Annotated in this window: 16 protein-coding genes; 10 read left to right on the top strand and 6 right to left on the bottom strand. The window is 63.0% G+C overall.

Translation table 11 applies throughout. From position 1 onward, the window contains the following. Positions 1-29 precede the first annotated feature (29 nt). On the bottom strand, positions 30-464 hold the full coding sequence (locus JYP46_RS11510; RefSeq protein ID WP_206548158.1) for a PaaI family thioesterase: 435 nt from the start codon (positions 462-464) through the stop codon (positions 30-32). 120 nt (positions 465-584) lie between these two features. Between JYP46_RS11510 and paaA the strand changes: the two genes are divergently transcribed. The 5 genes from paaA to paaE all read left to right on the top strand — a co-directional run bounded on the left by paaA (position 585) and on the right by paaE (position 4,394). After that, positions 585-1,580, top strand: a complete 996-nt coding sequence (gene paaA, locus JYP46_RS11505) for a 1,2-phenylacetyl-CoA epoxidase subunit PaaA (protein WP_206548157.1) — start codon at positions 585-587, stop codon at positions 1,578-1,580. A gap of 13 nt (positions 1,581-1,593) precedes the next feature. Beyond that, the gene (gene paaB / locus JYP46_RS11500; protein WP_065814923.1) at positions 1,594-1,881 is read left to right on the top strand and encodes a 1,2-phenylacetyl-CoA epoxidase subunit PaaB; all 288 of its coding nucleotides are present in this window, start codon (positions 1,594-1,596) and stop codon (positions 1,879-1,881) included. Then, positions 1,881-2,666: a 1,2-phenylacetyl-CoA epoxidase subunit PaaC gene (paaC, locus tag JYP46_RS11495; RefSeq protein ID WP_206548156.1), complete on the top strand. Its 786-nt coding sequence runs from the start codon at positions 1,881-1,883 to the stop codon at positions 2,664-2,666. Before paaB ends, paaC begins: the two co-directional genes overlap by 1 nt. Before the next feature lie 98 nt (positions 2,667-2,764). After that, positions 2,765-3,292, top strand: coding sequence for a 1,2-phenylacetyl-CoA epoxidase subunit PaaD (gene paaD / locus JYP46_RS11490; protein ID WP_206543914.1), 528 nt, complete (start codon positions 2,765-2,767; stop codon positions 3,290-3,292). Between the two features lie 22 nt (positions 3,293-3,314). Next, positions 3,315-4,394, top strand: coding sequence for a 1,2-phenylacetyl-CoA epoxidase subunit PaaE (gene paaE / locus JYP46_RS11485; RefSeq protein ID WP_113155676.1), 1,080 nt, complete (start codon positions 3,315-3,317; stop codon positions 4,392-4,394). Positions 4,395-4,740: 346 nt separating this feature from the next. On the opposite strand, the gene JYP46_RS11480 is transcribed toward paaE, so the two are convergent. From JYP46_RS11480 to JYP46_RS11470, 3 genes are all read right to left on the bottom strand, one after another. Beyond that, complete coding sequence (locus JYP46_RS11480) at positions 4,741-6,399, bottom strand: thiamine pyrophosphate-binding protein (RefSeq protein ID WP_206548155.1); 1,659 nt, start codon at positions 6,397-6,399, stop codon at positions 4,741-4,743. Further along, positions 6,396-7,571 carry a CaiB/BaiF CoA transferase family protein gene (locus tag JYP46_RS11475; RefSeq protein ID WP_206543912.1) on the bottom strand — a complete coding sequence of 392 codons (1,176 nt, stop codon included), beginning with the start codon at positions 7,569-7,571 and terminating at the stop codon, positions 6,396-6,398. Before JYP46_RS11475 ends, JYP46_RS11480 begins: the two co-directional genes overlap by 4 nt. Before the next feature lie 90 nt (positions 7,572-7,661). After that, positions 7,662-8,591, bottom strand: coding sequence for an alpha/beta fold hydrolase (locus JYP46_RS11470; protein WP_206548154.1), 930 nt, complete (start codon positions 8,589-8,591; stop codon positions 7,662-7,664). A 101-nt stretch (positions 8,592-8,692) separates the two neighbouring features. On the opposite strand from JYP46_RS11470, the gene ettA reads away from it, so the two are divergent. Together ettA and JYP46_RS11460 are read left to right on the top strand one after the other, a co-directional pair. After that, positions 8,693-10,342 (top strand): energy-dependent translational throttle protein EttA, encoded by a 1,650-nt coding sequence (ettA, locus tag JYP46_RS11465; RefSeq protein ID WP_206543910.1) that lies wholly within the window; start codon positions 8,693-8,695, stop codon positions 10,340-10,342. Between the two features lie 336 nt (positions 10,343-10,678). After that, positions 10,679-11,800, top strand: coding sequence for a beta-ketoacyl-ACP synthase III (locus tag JYP46_RS11460; protein WP_113156369.1), 1,122 nt, complete (start codon positions 10,679-10,681; stop codon positions 11,798-11,800). 25 nt (positions 11,801-11,825) lie between these two features. Here the strand turns inward: JYP46_RS11460 and JYP46_RS11455 are convergent, their stop codons facing one another. Beyond that, positions 11,826-12,161: a DUF2293 domain-containing protein gene (locus JYP46_RS11455; RefSeq protein WP_113155671.1), complete on the bottom strand. Its 336-nt coding sequence runs from the start codon at positions 12,159-12,161 to the stop codon at positions 11,826-11,828. A gap of 150 nt (positions 12,162-12,311) precedes the next feature. Here JYP46_RS11455 and JYP46_RS11450 point away from each other — a divergent pair, with 150 nt between their 5' ends. Then, the gene (locus tag JYP46_RS11450; RefSeq protein WP_113156368.1) at positions 12,312-13,331 is read left to right on the top strand and encodes an ArsR/SmtB family transcription factor; all 1,020 of its coding nucleotides are present in this window, start codon (positions 12,312-12,314) and stop codon (positions 13,329-13,331) included. After that, positions 13,331-14,251 (top strand): methylenetetrahydrofolate reductase [NAD(P)H], encoded by a 921-nt coding sequence (gene metF / locus JYP46_RS11445; protein WP_206543909.1) that lies wholly within the window; start codon positions 13,331-13,333, stop codon positions 14,249-14,251. Before JYP46_RS11450 ends, metF begins: the two co-directional genes overlap by 1 nt. Before the next feature lie 398 nt (positions 14,252-14,649). Here metF and JYP46_RS11440 read toward each other — a convergent pair whose 3' ends face one another. Continuing rightward, on the bottom strand, positions 14,650-15,573 hold the full coding sequence (locus JYP46_RS11440) for a DMT family transporter (protein WP_236042181.1): 924 nt from the start codon (positions 15,571-15,573) through the stop codon (positions 14,650-14,652). Positions 15,574-15,787: 214 nt separating this feature from the next. Here JYP46_RS11440 and JYP46_RS11435 point away from each other — a divergent pair, with 214 nt between their 5' ends. Further along, positions 15,788-17,008, top strand: a complete 1,221-nt coding sequence (locus tag JYP46_RS11435) for an alanine racemase (RefSeq protein WP_206548153.1) — start codon at positions 15,788-15,790, stop codon at positions 17,006-17,008. The last annotated feature ends 20 nt before the right edge of the window (positions 17,009-17,028 follow it).

The raw sequence follows: 17,028 nt of genomic DNA, 5'->3' as shown, positions 1-17,028 counted from the left end.
CTCGAAATAAAACGCAGCTCCTTGGAAGTTTAGCCGTCAAGATAAGCGTAGGCGCCGGTCGCCGTGAAGGCGAGGCGTGCGTCGCCTTCAGCACGCATCTCCACCCGCACATAGGCCATGCGCCGTCCATTCGACAGAACCTCGACGCGGATCACCACGGGGCCGGGCTTCAGCGGGCGAATGAAGTGTGTGGTCATGTCCACCGTCGTGCAGGTGCGGAAGCGGCCATTGGCGGCGGAAAGGGCTGCCACCGCGCAGGTGTCGGCGGCGGAAGCCGTTGCCTGCCCGCAGATCACGCCGCCCGCATGCGCAAGGTCCCGGTTTTCCGGCAGGCGGAAGTCCACGCCCGTTTCGTCCGCTGCGAGCGCCTCGATCTCAAGCGCTGCAATCCACGGTGCGAAAACCGTTGCAAGCGTGTCGCGCGCGGCCGTCAGCGCGTCCTTTTCGATCGCCGTTTCGCTCATCATTCCTCCCGTCGCCAAAAAGCGTTACAAAATATTGCAAGTTTCAAGCTTTTTTGTTACACGTTTTCTGTGAGGGCATGTTCCCCCGCCCTGAGCCGCCGCAAGCATGGAGGACAAGCGATGTATAGCCAAGGGCTTATCGGCGCTAAGACCGATACGAACGAAGACGAGGCTTTCCTCGCCGCGTTTCAGGCGCGCATCGACGCCGAAGAGAAAATCGAGCCCAACGACCCGATGCCGGAGGGCTACCGCAAGACGCTCGTCCGCCAGATCGGCCAGCACGCGCATTCCGAGATTGTCGGCATGCTGCCGGAGGGCAACTGGATCACGCGCGCCCCGTCGCTGCGCCGCAAGGCGGCCCTGCTCGCCAAGGTGCAGGATGAAGGCGGCCACGGGCTTTATCTCTATTCCGCCGCCGAGACGCTGGGCGTTTCGCGCGAGGAGATGACCGAGGAGCTTCTGTCCGGCAAGGCGAAGTATTCCTCCATCTTCAACTATCCGACGCAGACCTGGGCTGACATCGGCGCGATTGGCTGGCTTGTGGATGGCGCGGCCATCATGAACCAGATCCCGCTCTGCCGCTGTTCCTACGGCCCCTATGCGCGCGCCATGATCCGCGTGTGCAAGGAAGAGAGTTTTCACCAGCGTCAGGGCTACGAGATCATGATGACGCTGGCGCGCGGCACGCCCGAGCAGAAGGAAATGGCGCAGGATGCGCTGAACCGCTGGTGGTGGCCCTCGCTCATGATGTTCGGTCCGCATGATGGCGACAGCCAGCACAGCGACCAGTCCATGAAGTGGAAGATCAAGCGCTTCACCAATGACGAGCTCAGGCAGAAATTCGTCGATGCAACGGTGCCGCAGGGCGAGTTCATCGGCCTGACCTTCCCCGATCCGGACCTGAAATGGAACGAGGAGAAGGGCGGCTACGATTTCGGCGCCATCGACTGGGATGAGTTCTGGCGCGTGGTGAAGGGGCATGGCCCCATGAACCGCGACCGCATCGCCGCCCGTCAGAAGGCCTGGGACGATGGCGCATGGGTGCGCGAGGCGGTCCTTGCGCATGCGGAAAAACGAAATGCCCGCCGCGAAGCGGCGAAGATGGCGGCAGAGTGAGCGGAGAGACGCTATGAGCAAGAACCAGATCCCCCTTTGGGAAGTCTTCATCCGCCCGCGCAACGGGCTGGCCCACAAGCATTGCGGCTCGGTGCACGCCGCCGATGAGGTGATGGCGCTTCAGGCTGCGCGCGATGTCTACACGCGCCGCGGCGAGGGCACCTCCATCTGGGTCGTGCCGTCGTCTGCGATCACCGCGTCGGACCCGGAAAACAAGGACGAGAACTTCGAGCCGGCAATGTCGAAGGTCTACCGTCACCCGACCTTTTACGAAATTCCGGAAGAAGTGGGGCATATGTGATGGCCGCTGCTTCTTCCACCGCTCCTTCCATCTCCGGCGAAACGCTGACGGCGTTCCTGTTGCGGCTTGCCGACGATCATCTGGTTCTCGGCCACCGGCTTTCGGAGTGGTGCGGCCACGCGCCCATGCTGGAAGAGGATCTCGCCATGCCCAACATGGCGCTCGATCTCATCGGTCAGGCGCGTTCGCTCTACCAATATGCCGGCGAGGTTGAGGGCAAGGGTCGCGACGAGGACCAGATCGCCTATGTGCGCCGCGAGCGTGAATATGTGAACTGCCTGATGGCCGAGCGCCAGAATGGCGATTTCGCACACACCATGCTGCGCCAGTTCTATTTCGCAGCCTTCATGCAGCCGCTCTGGCAGGCCATGATGACGTCGACCGACGAGCGTCTGGCCGGCATCGCCGCCAAGGCCGAGAAGGAAGTCGCCTATCACATCCGCCATGCCGGCGAATGGGTGGTGCGCCTTGGCGATGGCACGGAAGAAAGCACCCGCCGCATGAAGGCGGCGGTCGAGGCGCTCGCGCCCTATGTGGACGAGCTGTTCGAGAGCGATGATGTCACCCGCGCCGTGGCCGGGGCCGGCATCGCGCCCGACCCGTCCACCCTGCGGCCTGCCTTCGACGCCATTGTCGGCCCGGTCTTTGCCGAAGCTGGCCTTGAATGGGTGGAAACGCCCTATGGCCAGACCGGTGGCCGTCAGGGTCGCCATGGCGAGGCACTGGGCTTCCTGCTCGCGGAGCTGCAATACATGCAGCGCACCTATCCGGGGATGACCTGGTGAGTGCGAGGTCGGATAAGGTCGTGACAGCCTCCTTCTCCCCGCCTGCGGGGAGAAGGTCCCGGCAGGGGGATGAGGGGCGAGCCTGCCTCTCGGATGCTGTGCAAAGCCCCTCATCCGACCCTTCGGGCCACCTTCTCCCCGCAGGCGGGGAGAAGGAAGAGCGCGCCTATCGCGCCGCCGCTTCCGTGGTCGATCCGGAAATCCCCGCCGTCACCATTGCCGATCTCGGCATCCTGCGCGGTGTGGAGATGGAGGGTGACGTCGCCGTTGCCCGCGTCACGCCCACCTATACGGGCTGCCCGGCGGTGCTTGCCATTGAGCTCGCGGTGGAGACGGCGTTGCGCGAGGCGGGTTTCGAACCGCGCATCGAGCGGGTCATTTCGCCCGCATGGACGACGGACTGGATCACGGCGGAGGGGCGTGAAAAGCTGCGCGCCTATGGCATTGCGCCACCGGCGAATGCGTCCAATTCCATCCGCTCCCTTTTCGGCGAGACGGAGGTGGCGTGCCCGCGCTGCGGTTCGCTCGAGACCGCGCGCATTTCCGAGTTCGGTTCCACGGCCTGCAAGGCGCTTTACCGCTGCCAGACCTGCCACGAGCCTTTCGACTATTTCAAATGTATCTGACTGAACCCAGACCGAGGTGACCATGGCCCCGCGTTTTCACGATCTGAAAGTGGCCTCCATCGAGCGCCAGACCCCCGAAGCCGTGGCGATCGCCTTTGAGATCCCGGCCGATCAGGCCGAGGCCTTTGCCTTCACGCCCGGCCAGTATCTGACGCTCGCCACCGATATTGACGGCACGGAGGCGCGCCGGTCCTATTCCATCTGCTCCGCGCCCGGCGATCCGTATCTCCGCGTCGGTGTGAAGAAGGTGGCCGATGGCCGCTTCTCCACCTTCGTCAACGATGTCCTGTCGGTTGGCGACACGATCCGGGTGATGCCGCCGCAGGGCCGCTTCACCGCGCTGAAGGGTGAGCGCCACGATTACCTGCTGTTCGCCGCCGGCTCCGGCATCACGCCAATGCTCTCCATCGCCCGCACGGTTCTCGCCCACGAGCCCGAGAGCACCATCACGCTGGTCTATGGCAATCGCTCCACCGAGACGATCATGTTCCTTGAGGAGCTGAACGATCTCAAGGACCGCCATATGGGCCGCTTCACGCTGATCCATCTCCTGTCGCGCGAAACGCAGGATGTGGAGCTCCTGAATGGCCGCATTGATGCCGGGCGCGTTGGCGAGCTCGCCTCCGGCGGTCTCATCGAGCCCGCCGCCATGGATGGCGTGTTCCTGTGCGGCCCCGGCGAGATGATCGACGCGGTTTCCGGCGCACTTGAGACCATGGGTGTCGAGCGTGACCGCATCCGCTTCGAGCGCTTCACGCCCTCCGGCGAAGCGCCCGCGCCCCGCAAGGCATCGAAGGCCGCACGCGAAGCGGTTCAGGATGGTGTTGCCATTGAGGTCGTTGTCGATGGCGTGCGCCGCAGCTTCTCCATGCAGGATGCCGATGGCACCGTGCTCGACGCTGCCCACAAGGCCGGTATCGAGCTGCCTTACTCCTGCGCCGGTGGCATGTGCTGCACCTGCCGCTGCCGCGTTGTGGAGGGGCAGTCGGAAATGGCCGTGAACTTCTCGCTCGAACCCTGGGAAGTGGAAGCCGGCTTCACACTCGCCTGCCAGACCCGCCCCACGGCGAAGAAGCTGGTCCTCGATTTCGACGCCGCCTGATCAGCGCGTTTCATTTCTGACAACCGTCAATGACGCGTTCCTTCTCCCCGCAAGCGGGGAGAAGGTCCCGGCAGGGGGATGAGGGGCAAGCGCCTGCTCTTATGGATTTTCCGCTGCCCCTCCATGTCGCCCCCGCCCTTCGACAAGCTCAGGATGAGGGCTGGGTTGGAGGGGAGGACTTGGCAAGTCGGAGCCCACCCTATCAGAGGGCTTTCAAACGTAATCTCGCCTGATCAAAGATAGCACGGTTAATCTGCCTTCTCCCTCATCCTGAGCTTGTCGAAGGGCGGGGGAGAAGGCACGCGCTGACAGTGCCGCAGGCTCACGCCCGCAGCACAAATGATCCTCAACGCTTCTCGCGGATATCCGTCAGCGTTTTGGCGGGCGTGATGGCTTCCGGGTCGAGCCGGATTTCGATCAGCGCCGGTTTGCCGCTGGCCTGTGCGCGCTCGAATGCTTTGGCAAACGCTTCCGTCTTCTCCACCGTTTCGCCATGTCCGCCATAGGCACGGGCAAGCGCTGCGAAATCGGGGTTGTTGATCGAGGTGCCGGAAACGCGGCCGGGATATTCGCGCTCCTGATGCATGCGGATCGTGCCGAAAATGCCGTTGTTCACCACCACCACGATGATCGGCAGGTTCTCCTGCACGGCAGTGGCGAATTCCTGACCGTTCATCATGAAGCAGCCATCGCCGGCAAACGCCAGCACGGGGCGCTCGGGGAAAAGCGCCTTGGCGGCCACGGCTGCCGGCGTGCTATAGCCCATTGAGCCGGAGGTCGGTGCGCCCTGCGTGGCGAAACGGCGGAAACGGTGGAAGCGGTGCACCCAGGTGGCGTAATTGCCTGCGCCATTGGTGAAGATCGCATCGTCCGGCAGAACGCTTTCCAGATACTCCATGATCGGACCCATCTGCACCGCGCCGGGGCCGGTCTTTGGCGGGGTCGACCAGTCGAGATAGGCCTGATGCAGGCGCTCGGTCTCTTCTGCCCATGGCATGTCACGGGGCGCGTCACCCGGTGCGAGCCCGGCAAACGCCTCGGCGAAGGCCGCCGATGATGCGTTGATGGCAAGTGTGGGGCGATAGACGCGGCCAAGCTCATTGGCGTCGGCGTGCACATGCACCAGCTTCTGGTCGGGATAGGGGCTCTTCATGAGCGTGTAGTCTGAGGACGGCATCTCGCTGAACCGGCCGCCGACGAGCAGCACCAGATCGGCATCCTTGACGGCGGCTGCGAGCTTCGGATTGGGACCGATGCCCACATCGCCGGCATAGGAGGGGTGCAGGTGATCGAACAGCATCTGCCGGCGGAACGAGCAGCCAACGGGCAGCGACCATGCTTCCGCCGCCTTCTGGAAATCGGCCACGGCCTTCTCGTTCCAGCGCGAGCCGCCAAGAATGACGAAGGGCTGTTTGGCGTCCTTCAGGAGAGCGGCAAGCTCTTCCATCTCGGCTGCGCCCGGGCGCGTTTCGACCGGCGTGGCGGCCCGTGCTGCGGGCGCATCCACCAGGCTTGTCAGCATGTCCTCGGGAAGCGAAATCACCACCGGGCCGGGGCGGCCGGAGGTCGCGACCGAAAAGGCGCGCGTCAGGATTTCGGGGATCCGCGCCGCATCGTCGATCTCGGTTGCCCATTTGGCGATGGGGCCGAAAAAGGCGCGGTAATCCACTTCCTGAAACGCCTCGCGTTCGCGGGCATGGCTCGCCACCTGTCCGATGAACAGGATCATCGGCGTGGAATCCTGCATGGCGATGTGGACGCCGGGCGATGCGTTGGTCGCGCCGGGGCCGCGTGTGACGAAGCAGATGCCGGGCTGGCCGGTCAGCCGTCCGTGGCAGTCCGCCATCATCGCCGCGCCGCCTTCCTGACGGCAGACAATGTTGCGGATCTTTGAATCGTGAAGCGCGTCGAGCACCGCCAGGTAGCTTTCGCCCGGCACGCTGAAAATGCGGTCGACGCCATTGGCTTCAAGGCTGTCGACGATAAGCTGGCCACCGGTCTTCATTCGCTGTCGTCTCCGATTTCGCGCAGGATCTCTGCCGTGTGTTCGCCAAGCCGGGGGCTTGGCCGTTCATAGGAAAGCGGGGTTTGTGAAAGGGCGATGGGCGCACGCACCGAAGGCAGCGCCGTCCCGTGTCCGTCATCGAGCGAAAGCTGCATGCCGCGCGCCTTCACCTGCGGATCATCGAACATTTCCTCAATCGTGTTGATCGGGCTCGCCGGCACCGCATTGGCGTCGAACTTGCCCAGAAGTTCCGCCTTTTCCCAGCCCGCCAGCGTGGCGACGATGCGCTCGCGCAGCGCCGTGCGGTTGGCCACGCGCGCCGGGTTGGTTGCAAAGCGTTCGTCTGCCGGCAGATCGTCAAGGCCGACGATCTTGCAGAAGCGCTGGAACTGGCCGTCATTGCCCACGGCGAGGATGATGTGCCCGTCCTTCACCGGCAGCACCTCATAGGGCGCGATGTTCATGTGGGCGTTGCCCATCTGCACCGGGCTGTTGCCGGAGATCAGATAATTCATGTTCTGATTGGCAAGCACGGCCACCTGGCTGTCGAGCAGCGCCATGTCGATGTGCTGGCCCTGGCCGGTCGCCTCCGCGTGGCGAAGTGCGGCCTGAATGGCGATCACCGAGTAGAGCCCGGTGAAGATGTCGCTCACCGCCACGCCCACCTTCTGCGGCTCGCCGCCCGGCGCGCCGGTGATGGACATCAGCCCCGACATGCCCTGAATGATGAAGTCGTAGCCCGCGCGCGGCGCATAGGGGCCGGTCTGGCCAAAGCCGGTGATGGAGCAATAGACGAGGCGCGGGTTGATGGCCTTCAGGCTCTCATAATCGAGCCCGTATTTTTTGAGCCCGCCCAGCTTGAAGTTCTCGATCAGAACGTCAGCGGTGGCGATCAGCTTTTTCAGCTTCTCCGCCTCTTCCGGCTTCGAGAAGTCGAGCGCGATGGAGCGCTTGCCCCGGTTGCACGAATGGTAATAGGCGGCAGAAAGGTTCTCGCCATCCGCACCTTTCACGAAGGGCGGTCCCCATTTGCGGGTGTCGTCGCCGCCATTGGGGTTTTCGACCTTGATGACGTCAGCGCCCAGATCGGCCAGAACCTGGCCTGCCCAGGGGCCGGCCAGAATGCGCGCCAATTCGATGACGCGAACGCCCTTCAGGGGTGGGTTGTTCATGATCGCCCGCAGCCCTCCAAAACTGATATGCTTTTGAGGTAGCAAACGGCCCGGTCGCCTTCTAGATGCGCTCACCGCATTATTTTGGCATTAATTGATGATTTTTTCGGCCCAGGCCGCAAAGTCCTCCATGGCCTGCTCGCGCCCGATCTCCCTGAGGGATTCGTGCCGGAAACCCTCGTAAATCCTTGTTTCGAGATTCGAAAAGCCGTTTTTGCGCAGATGTGTTTCAAGCTTCCGTGTGATCTTGCCGCCGCGTGTCGAAGGATCTTCCGAACCGCCGACCAGTTGATAGGGCAGGGTCTTGCGCGCTGCCGCAAGCGTCGCCGGGTCGGCGGGGCCCCGACCCAGTTCGAACAGCACCGTCCAGATGCCGACCGACGGATCCCAGCCGGACAGCGGATCGGCGATATAGGCGTCGACTTCGGCAGCATCCCGCGACAGCCAGTCGGACCCGGTGCGCCGCTCCGGGAAGGCGCTCGCCCAGAGCGCAAAGGTAAATTTCGGCAGAAGCCATGAAGGCACATCCGATCCGAGGCGGAAGCGCTCCCACGCCAGAACGGACCGGCCGGCAAACGCTTCCAGCGCGGTGGTCAGTGGTGCGTTCCACACCGCAGCTCCCGCCAGCCGGTCGCCATGGCGCAGTGCGAAATTGAGGGCGATCATGCCGCCCATCGAATGCCCGAAGATGACCACCGGCAGACCGGGATGTTCCCCGGCGATATGATCATGCACCGCGTTCACGTCCGTGAGCAGCGTGTCCATCCCGACGCCTGGTCCGAAATGGCCAAGCGGGGCGCCCGGCGCTTTTGTTTCGCCATGGCCGCGATGGTCGTGTGCATAGACGTGAAAGCCACGCTGCGACAGGAAATCGGCGAAGGCCGCATAGCGCGCGGCATGTTCCGCAACGCCGTGGTTTATCTGCACGGCAGCGCGCGCCTCGCCGCTCGCCGAGCGTTTGAACAGATGCAGATCAGCACCGGTCGGCGTTGCAAGCCGCGTTTCGATATCGAAGCCCATCTTCCCTCCGTGCTGCGGATTGCCCCGCCGCTTCGTTTGGCCTACATACGCTGCTCAACAGGTTCCCCCCAATTCGAGTGAGACGGAGCGCGACGAGCCACATGGCACGCCAATTCATCTACCACATGTCCGGCCTCAACAAGGCCTACGGCTCCAAGAAGGTTCTTGAGAACGTTCATCTGTCCTTTTACCCGGACGCCAAGATCGGCATTCTCGGCCCCAACGGCGCGGGTAAGTCGACCGTGCTCAGGATCATGGCCGGTCTCGACAAGGAGTTCACCGGCGAAGCATGGCTCGCCGAAGGCGCGACCTGCGGATATCTGCCGCAGGAGCCGCAGCTTGATCCGGCCCTCGACGTGATGGGCAATGTGATGGAGGGCGTCGCCGCCAAGAAGGCGATCCTCGACCGCTACAACGAGCTGATGATGGACTACTCCGACGAGACGGCGGAGGAGGCTTCCCAGCTTCAGGATCAGATCGACAGCCAGAACCTCTGGGATCTGGAAAGCCAGGTCGAAATGGCCATGGAAGCGCTGCGCTGCCCGCCGGCCGATGCATCCATCGACCATCTGTCGGGTGGTGAAAAGCGCCGCGTGGCGCTGTGCCAGCTTCTCCTGCGCCAGCCCGATCTGCTGCTGCTCGACGAACCGACCAACCATCTGGACGCAGAAACCACGGCGTGGCTTGAAAAGCACCTGCGCGAATATCCCGGCGCCGTGATGATCATCACCCACGATCGCTACTTCCTCGACAATGTCACCGGCTGGATTCTCGAGCTCGACCGTGGTCGTGGCATTCCCTATGAAGGCAATTATACCGCCTATCTGGAAGCCAAGGCCAAGCGCATGGCGCAGGAAGGCCGCGAAGAGGCCGCCCGCGAGAAGGCGCTGTCGCGCGAGCGCGAGTGGATGGCAGCCAGCCCCAAGGCCCGTCAGGCCAAGTCGAAGGCCCGTATCCGCGCCTATGACGAGCTGGTGCAGTCTGCCGCCGACCGGCGTCCCGGCGATGCGCAGATCATCATTCCGGCCGGCGAACGCCTCGGCAATGTGGTCATCGAGGCCGAAGGCCTCTCCAAGGGCTATGGCGACCGCCTCCTGATCGACGGTCTCGACTTCAAGCTGCCGCCCGGCGGCATTGTCGGCGTGATCGGCGCCAACGGCGCGGGTAAGACCACGCTGTTCCGCATGATCACCGGCCAGGAAAAGCCCGATGGTGGCGAGATCCGTGTCGGTGAGACCGTCAAGCTGGGCTATGTCGACCAGAGCCGCGACTCGCTCGACCCCGACAAGACGGTCTGGGAAGAGATTTCCGGCGGCAACGACATCATCAAGCTTGGCGCTCACGAAGTGAACAGCCGCGCCTATTGCTCGTCCTTCAACTTCAAGGGCGGCGACCAGCAGCAGAAGGTCGGCTCGCTGTCCGGCGGTCAGCGCAACCGCGTTCACATGGCCAAGCTGCTCAAGGAAGGCGGCAACGTCCTGCTGCTCGACGAACCGACCAACGACCTCGACACCGAGACGCTGGCCGCACTCGAAGACGCGCTGGAAAACTTCGCCGGCTGCGCCGTTATCATCTCGCATGACCGCATGTTCCTCGACCGTCTGGCCACGCACATCCTCGCCTTTGAAGGCGATAGCCATGTGGAGTGGTTCGAGGGCAACTTCGAGGATTACGAGCAGGACAAGATCCGCCGTCTCGGCCCCGACAGCGTCAACCCCAGGCGGGTGACCTACAAGCGCCTGACGCGGTAGACAGACCGAAACGTGTCTGTAGAATGCGCATTCGGGAAGGGGCTTCGGCCCCTTCTCTTTTTGCGTTCACACTCTGTTTGAGTGTTTCGTTCATTATTGCATCGTGAACGCCCGGGGCAGTGTTTCCTTGACACCGTGGCGTCACGTCGTAAATCGGCCATAGATCGCCATGTATCCATTCGGACGCAAAAGGGACGATCGAAACTATTTGTGGGGCGTCGGATCAACCGAAACCGGTTTCCGGTCCGAACCTCCAGAAGGCAAACACAGGCACGGATCATGCTGCGCACCAGCGAGCAAGAGGCTTCAGACTTCGCACCGCACCATTCCAACGCCATGACGCGCGTCTGCGTCGGCGGAATTGGCGTCGAAATCCCTGAAGCGTCCATCTCCAATGAAGAATTGGTCGAGAGCTTCAACGCCTGGGTCGACACGGAAAACCCGAAGCGCGAGGCCGCCGGCCTGCCGCCGCTGGCGAAATCCGATGCCGGCTTCATCGAGCATGCGTCCGGCATCCAGCGCCGCCATGTCTATGAGCGTGACGGCATTCTCGATCCAGCCCGCATGGCGCCCAACATTCCCGCCCGCGCAGATGACGAACTTTCCGTCATGGCCGAGTTCGGCGTGGCCGCAGCCCGAAAGGCGCTTGCCCATGCCGGCGTCGAGGCGCGCGATGTCGATCTTGTCATCTGTGCGTCCGCCCATCATCAGCGGCCCTATCCGGCCATCGCCATCGAGATCCAGAAGGCGCTCGGCACCAGCGGCGCTGGCTTCGACATGGGGCTTGGCTGCTCCTCGGCGCTCGCCGGCCTCCATGTGGCGACCAATCTCGTGCGCTCCGGCGCGCACCGCCGTGTGCTCGTCGTCACGCCGGAGCTCATCACCGCGCATCTGAACTTCCGCGACCGGCAGACCCACTTCATCTTCGGTGACGCCTCCGTGGCCGTTCTCATCGAGGCGCTGGGCGCGAGCGAAGAGCGTCCCGGCCGTTTCGAAATCGTCGACACGCGCAGCTGGACCCAGTTCTCAAACAACATCCGCACCAATTTCGGCTTCATGAGCCGCCTGGCGCAGGACGATCCGTCCTATCTCGCCATGGAAGGCAATCTCATCAAGCAGAACGGAAACAAGGTCTTCAAGGATGTGACCATTGCCGGTCACAAATTCATTGTCGACTTTCTGGCGGAGCACGGTCACACGCCGGAGACGATGCGTCGCTTCTGGCTGCATCAGGCCAATGCGCGCATGAACGCCATGATCCTCAAGCTCGCCTTTGGCGGCGAGGTGGGGCAGGACCGTGCGCCCACCGTGCTCGACCGTCTGGGCAACACGGCAGCCGCTGGTGCAATCATCGCACTTGAAGAAAAGCACCGGGACATGAAACCCGGCGAGCATGGGCTGCTATGCGCCTTCGGCGCTGGCTACTCCATTGGTGGCGCGCTCCTGCGCATGATGTGATGCAGGGCATGGAAGCCCGGCAGGTTCAGTCCTGCCGGGCTTCCATGCCATCTTCTTCCGCCGGATCGAGCAGGCGTGTGGCGCGCCAGCGCGTCAGAACGGTGTTGATGTCGTCCACCACGAAGTGCCGCGCCGCATCCCGGTCATAACCGTCTTCCAGCATCGCGTCGTAATCCGTGTGCTCATGGCGCACATGCGTCACCGTTGCCAGCCAAACGGCGATGGCCGGAGGCAGCGTGCGCAGCTTGCGGTCGTCTGCCTTGTCGCGGATCGCCTCGGCATCCGCCATCGGCGCCCAGGGAATAAGCAGCGTCAGCGCCTTGTCGACCGCTTTGCGCCGCCCGGTTGATGCCCGTTTCATGTCCCTGAAAACTCTCTTCTTCCTGTGCGCGGCCCGCATTGCCGCGCGCTGTGCCCCGCCTTGCCGCAGGCTGTGCAGTGTGAACTGCGCCGCCTTGCCAAGCAAGCCGAAACGATATAAACATATCTTTATATGTATCAGGAGAAGCGCATGCTGATGCGTCCGGCAATTCATCTCGACCAGATGGTCGATACGTTGAAGGCGGCGGCTGAAACCAGTCGCCTGCGTATCCTTGCGCTTCTGTCGCAGGGCGATCTGACCGTGACCGACCTGACCGAGATTCTCGGCCAGTCGCAGCCGCGCGTTTCCCGTCATCTCAAGCTCCTGCTCGAAGCCCATCTCATCGTCCGTTACCAGGAAGGTTCCTGGGCCTATTTCCGCCTGTCGGATGCCGACGCCGCGCGTGAATTCGTCGATGGCGTCGTGGTGCGGCTCGATCAGGCCGACCCGGTCATTGAGCGTGATCTGGAGCGGCTTGGTGCGATCAAGCGCCGGCGCGAGGAGAGGGCGGCGGAGTATTTTTCGCAGAACGCGGCAAGCTGGGATGAGATCCGCTCGCTTCACGTGCCCGACAAGGCCGTGGAAGAAGAGCTCCGAAAGCTCATCGGCGACCGGCCGTTCCAGTCCATGGTGGATCTTGGCACGGGCACCGGCCGCATGCTGGAGCTGTTCGCGCCGCTCTACCAGCGCGGGGTCGGCATTGATCTGTCGCGCGAGATGCTTGCGGTGGCCCGCGCCAATCTCGACCGGGCCGGCATCGCCAATGCGCAGGTGCGCCTTGGCGATATCTCCGCCCCGCAGCTTGAGCGTGATGCGCATGATCTGGTGACCATCCATCAGGTGCTGCACTATATCGACAGGCCAGGAAACGCCATCCGCGAGGCCGCCCGGCTTTTGAGGCCCGGCGGGCGGCTGGTGATCGTCGATTTCGCGCCGCATGAGCACGAGTTCCTGCGCGAGGAACATGCCCATATGCGGCTCGGACTGGCCGACAGCCAGATTGCAGAATGGCTCGAAGAGGCCGAACTCGATCTGGCCGAAACACTGGAATTTGCGCCGCGTGGCGAGGCCGGAAAGGGCCTCACGGTCAAGCTTTGGCTGGCCCGCGACCGGCGCATGCAGATTGCCGACGGCATGGCGCCGTCGATTGCTCAGAAGGAGACGGCTTGATGCCGCAACAGCGTTTTTCCCGTCAGCCGGACACGGCTGGCAAGCTCCGTGTGTCGTTCGAGTTCTTCCCCCCGAAGACGGATGCGATGGAGGACCGCCTGTGGGAAACGGTGAAGCGGCTTGAGCCTCTGGCGCCGTCCTTCGTCTCCGTCACCTATGGCGCGGGCGGCTCCACGCGCGAGCGCACGGCCCGCACGGTCCGCCGCATCCTTGAAGAGACGACGCTGACGCCGGCCGCCCACATGACCTGTGTTGACGCTTCACGCGAGGAAGTCGATCAGGTGGTGGCCGAGTTCGTCGAAATGGGCGTAAAGCGCTTCGTGGCGCTGCGCGGCGATCCGAGTGCGGGTGTCGGCGCTGCCTATCGCCCCCATCCCAATGGCTACGCCAATGGCGCAGAGCTCACGGGCGCGATGAAGCTGCAGGGCGATCTCGATATCTCGGTGTCCGCCTATCCGGAAAAGCATCCCGAAAGCCCGGATTTCGCAACCGACATCGACATGCTCAAGCGCAAGGTCGACAATGGGGCGACACGCGCCATAACCCAGTTCTTCTTCGACAACGATCTCTATGAGCGTTACGTCGAGCGCGCGCGCCGCGCCGGCATCTACATCCCCATCGTTCCGGGCATTCTGCCGGTGCACAATTTCACCCAGGTGGCCAACTTTGCGGGCCGCTGCGGCGCAAGTGTTCCCGGCTGGCTGGCCGAGCGTTTCGCTGGGCTGGAAAACGAACCGCAGATCCACGCTCTCGTGGCTTCGGCGGTGGCCGCCGAGCAGGTTTTGGACCTTATCGAGCGCGGCATTGACGATTTCCATTTCTACACGATGAACCGTGCGGATCTCGTCTACGCCGTCAGCCACATGATCGGCATCCGCCCGAAGGCGGACCTTGGCGCCGAGCAGCCGGCGGCAGCATAAACCGCTTGTGAGAAAGGGCCGGCGAACCGGCCCTTTTTTATGTCTATCAACAAAATCCGGATAGCTGCCTTCCAGAGCATCGAAACCCTGGATCAACCCTTTTGCATCCGCATGGATGCGGGGAGGGGCTGGGTGGCTGTTCCGGTTATGGCTTTACGGCAACACGCCCATCACGAGAGCGCCGATAAAGACGAATGCCGCACAAATCATCAGTGCATTAACAGGCCGTGTCAGTCCCATGGCAAAGCCTCCTCTGCTTATGCTTCCCGGATTCTAGGGATGGGCGGGTCTGCGGCAAGCGGATTTTATGCTGCGCTGCGGTAGGAATCTGGAAAATCTGACCACTGTCGCGCGCGCCCTTTTGAAATCATTGGGCAATCGGTTTGATTCACTTTGTGTTAACGGATGCGCGCGATCAGCCGCCCGTCGATCACGATCAGGCCCGCCGCGATCAGCGCCATTCCGGCCATCTCGAAACGCGCCAGCCTTTCCCCCAGAAACACGGTTCCAAGCAGGATCGCGCTCACCGGATTGAGGAAGGTGACAAGCGAAGCGTTGGTCGCGCCCGCGCTTGCCAGGACACGGAAATAGATCAGATAGGCGAAGGCCGTCGAAAGGGCGGCAAGCCCGATCACGGCGGCCCAGACATTGCCCGAGAACGCAAACAGGTTGCCCGTGCCGTAAAGCGCCAGAACCAGCGGGATCATGATCACGCTCGAAGCGCTTAGCTGCCCGGCGGCGACGATGGGCGAAGGCACGTTGCGGAAGCGGCGCGCATAGATGAAGGCGAAGCCGTAGGAGACCGCACCGCCGATCATCGCGAACTTGGCCCAGATCGGCCCGCCCAGCCCGGCAAAAAGGCCGGGGCCGATCATCACCGCCGTGCCGGCGATGCCGAGTGCTATGCCCGTGATCTTCGTGACCGACAGTTTTTCATCCGCTGTCAGCATGTTTGCGAGGATGGCTGTCCAGAAGGGCGTCGTTGCATTGAGCACCGAGGCAAGCCCTGCGCCAACCTCCGTCTGGCCCATGAAGATCAGTGAAAACGGGATCACATTGTTCAGGAGCGCCATCACGCAGAAACTGCCCGCAAGCGGTAGCGCCGTGCGGAAAGAAGGGCCGCGCAGGGCGAGATAGGCCTGCAGGATCAGGGCTGCGATCGACACGCGAAACATGACCAGCATGAGCGGCGGCATCTCGCCGACCGCGATCCGCGCGAAGAAATAGGAGCCGCCCCAAACCGCGCCGAGAACGATGAGAAGCGCCCAGTTTTCAAGCGACATAGGCGGCGTGGCGGTTCCGGCTGGCGATTGTGCGGTCATCGCATTGTCTTTCATCTCGGAAACATTCGGGATCGAATGCCTGTCTGGTGCATTAGGATCAGGACCCTAAATCGGAGAGGCGCGCGCCGCCCACCCGAAACATGCCTTCCCGTTTCCTGTGCCGGAAAAACCCTTTGGAGGAGCGTTTACTTGAACGGCAAATCCTCTACCCTTCCGGTCCGCCCTAAGCGTTCAACCGAACCCGGAGCCGCCAATGCAGTTTTTTGAGACCGCCCGAGACGCCGCCATGAAGCTTCGTCCGGATGAGCCGATCTACTGCTTCCGGCCCGATGTTCTGAAAGCCGATGCACGTGATTTCATGGGGCAGTTCCCCGGCAAGACGGCCTATGCGGTCAAGACGAATGGCGAGAAACTGGTTTTGAAGACGCTGGCGGAAGCCGGCGTCGATGCGTTCGATGTGGCCTCACCCGCCGAGTTTGCTTCCGTCCGTTCCGTCGCGCCGCGGGCCGAGATGCTCTACATGCACCCGGTCAAGGCGCAGTCCGATATTCGCCTTGCGCTGGAGGAATACGGCATTCGCGTCATCGCGGTCGATCACGAGGATGAGGTCTCCAAGCTGATCCGCGTGGTCCGCGCCCTCGATATCGATCCGGGCACGCTCACCGTCTTCGTGCGCATCCAGACCAAGGGCCACGCGGCCTACGAACTGTCGAAGAAATTCGGGGCCGGTCCCGCTCAGGCGGTTGAGCTTCTGCGGCGTCTGCATCGCCATGGCTACAGGCTTGGCCTGTGCTTCCATGTCGGTTCACAGATCCAGGACCCGGATACCTATGAGCGCGCGCTTGCCTCGGCAGACTGGGTGCGGGGCAGGGCGGGCGTGCCACTCGCCGCACTCGACGTTGGCGGTGGTTTCCCGGCGGAATATGGCCACGACCCGAACCGCAAGAAGCCCGAAATGCCGAGCCTTGATGAAATCATGGCGCGGTTGCGGGCCGATATTGTGGAGTGGGGCTTTGATGAAATGCCGCTCGTTGCGGAGCCCGGTCGCGTCATCGTTGCGCGCGCCTTTTCGCTCATCGTGCGCGTTCTCCTGCGCAAGGGCCGCCGGCTTTACATCAATGACGGCATCTGGGCCTCGCTCTCCGATTCCTGGACCGGAAAAATCACCCTGCCGGCCCGCTTCATTCCCGACCCCGCGATCCGCAACCGCAATGGCGACCCTGAAAAGGTGGTGCCGTTCAAGGTCTGCGGGGCGACCTGTGATTCCGTCGACATCCTGTCTCGTCCGTTCTGGCTGCCGGAAACGGTGGATACCGGCGACTGGATCGAGATCGGCCATATTGGCGCCTATTCCATGTCGCTAAGAACCCGGTTCAACGGGTTTTATCCCGACACGTTCGTCGAGGTGAAAACGCCTTTCGATGCGGGTTCCGCACCGGAAGGTTTCGCCAGCCTCGAAACCATGGCGGATTGATCGGGCGCACACGGAAAAGG

Origin of the sequence: Nitratireductor aquimarinus (assembly GCF_017255295.1) — a bacterium.
In the GTDB taxonomy this organism is placed as follows: Bacteria; Pseudomonadota; Alphaproteobacteria; order Rhizobiales; family Rhizobiaceae; genus Nitratireductor; species Nitratireductor aquimarinus.
This window is presented reverse-complemented; position numbering and strand designations above follow the sequence as displayed.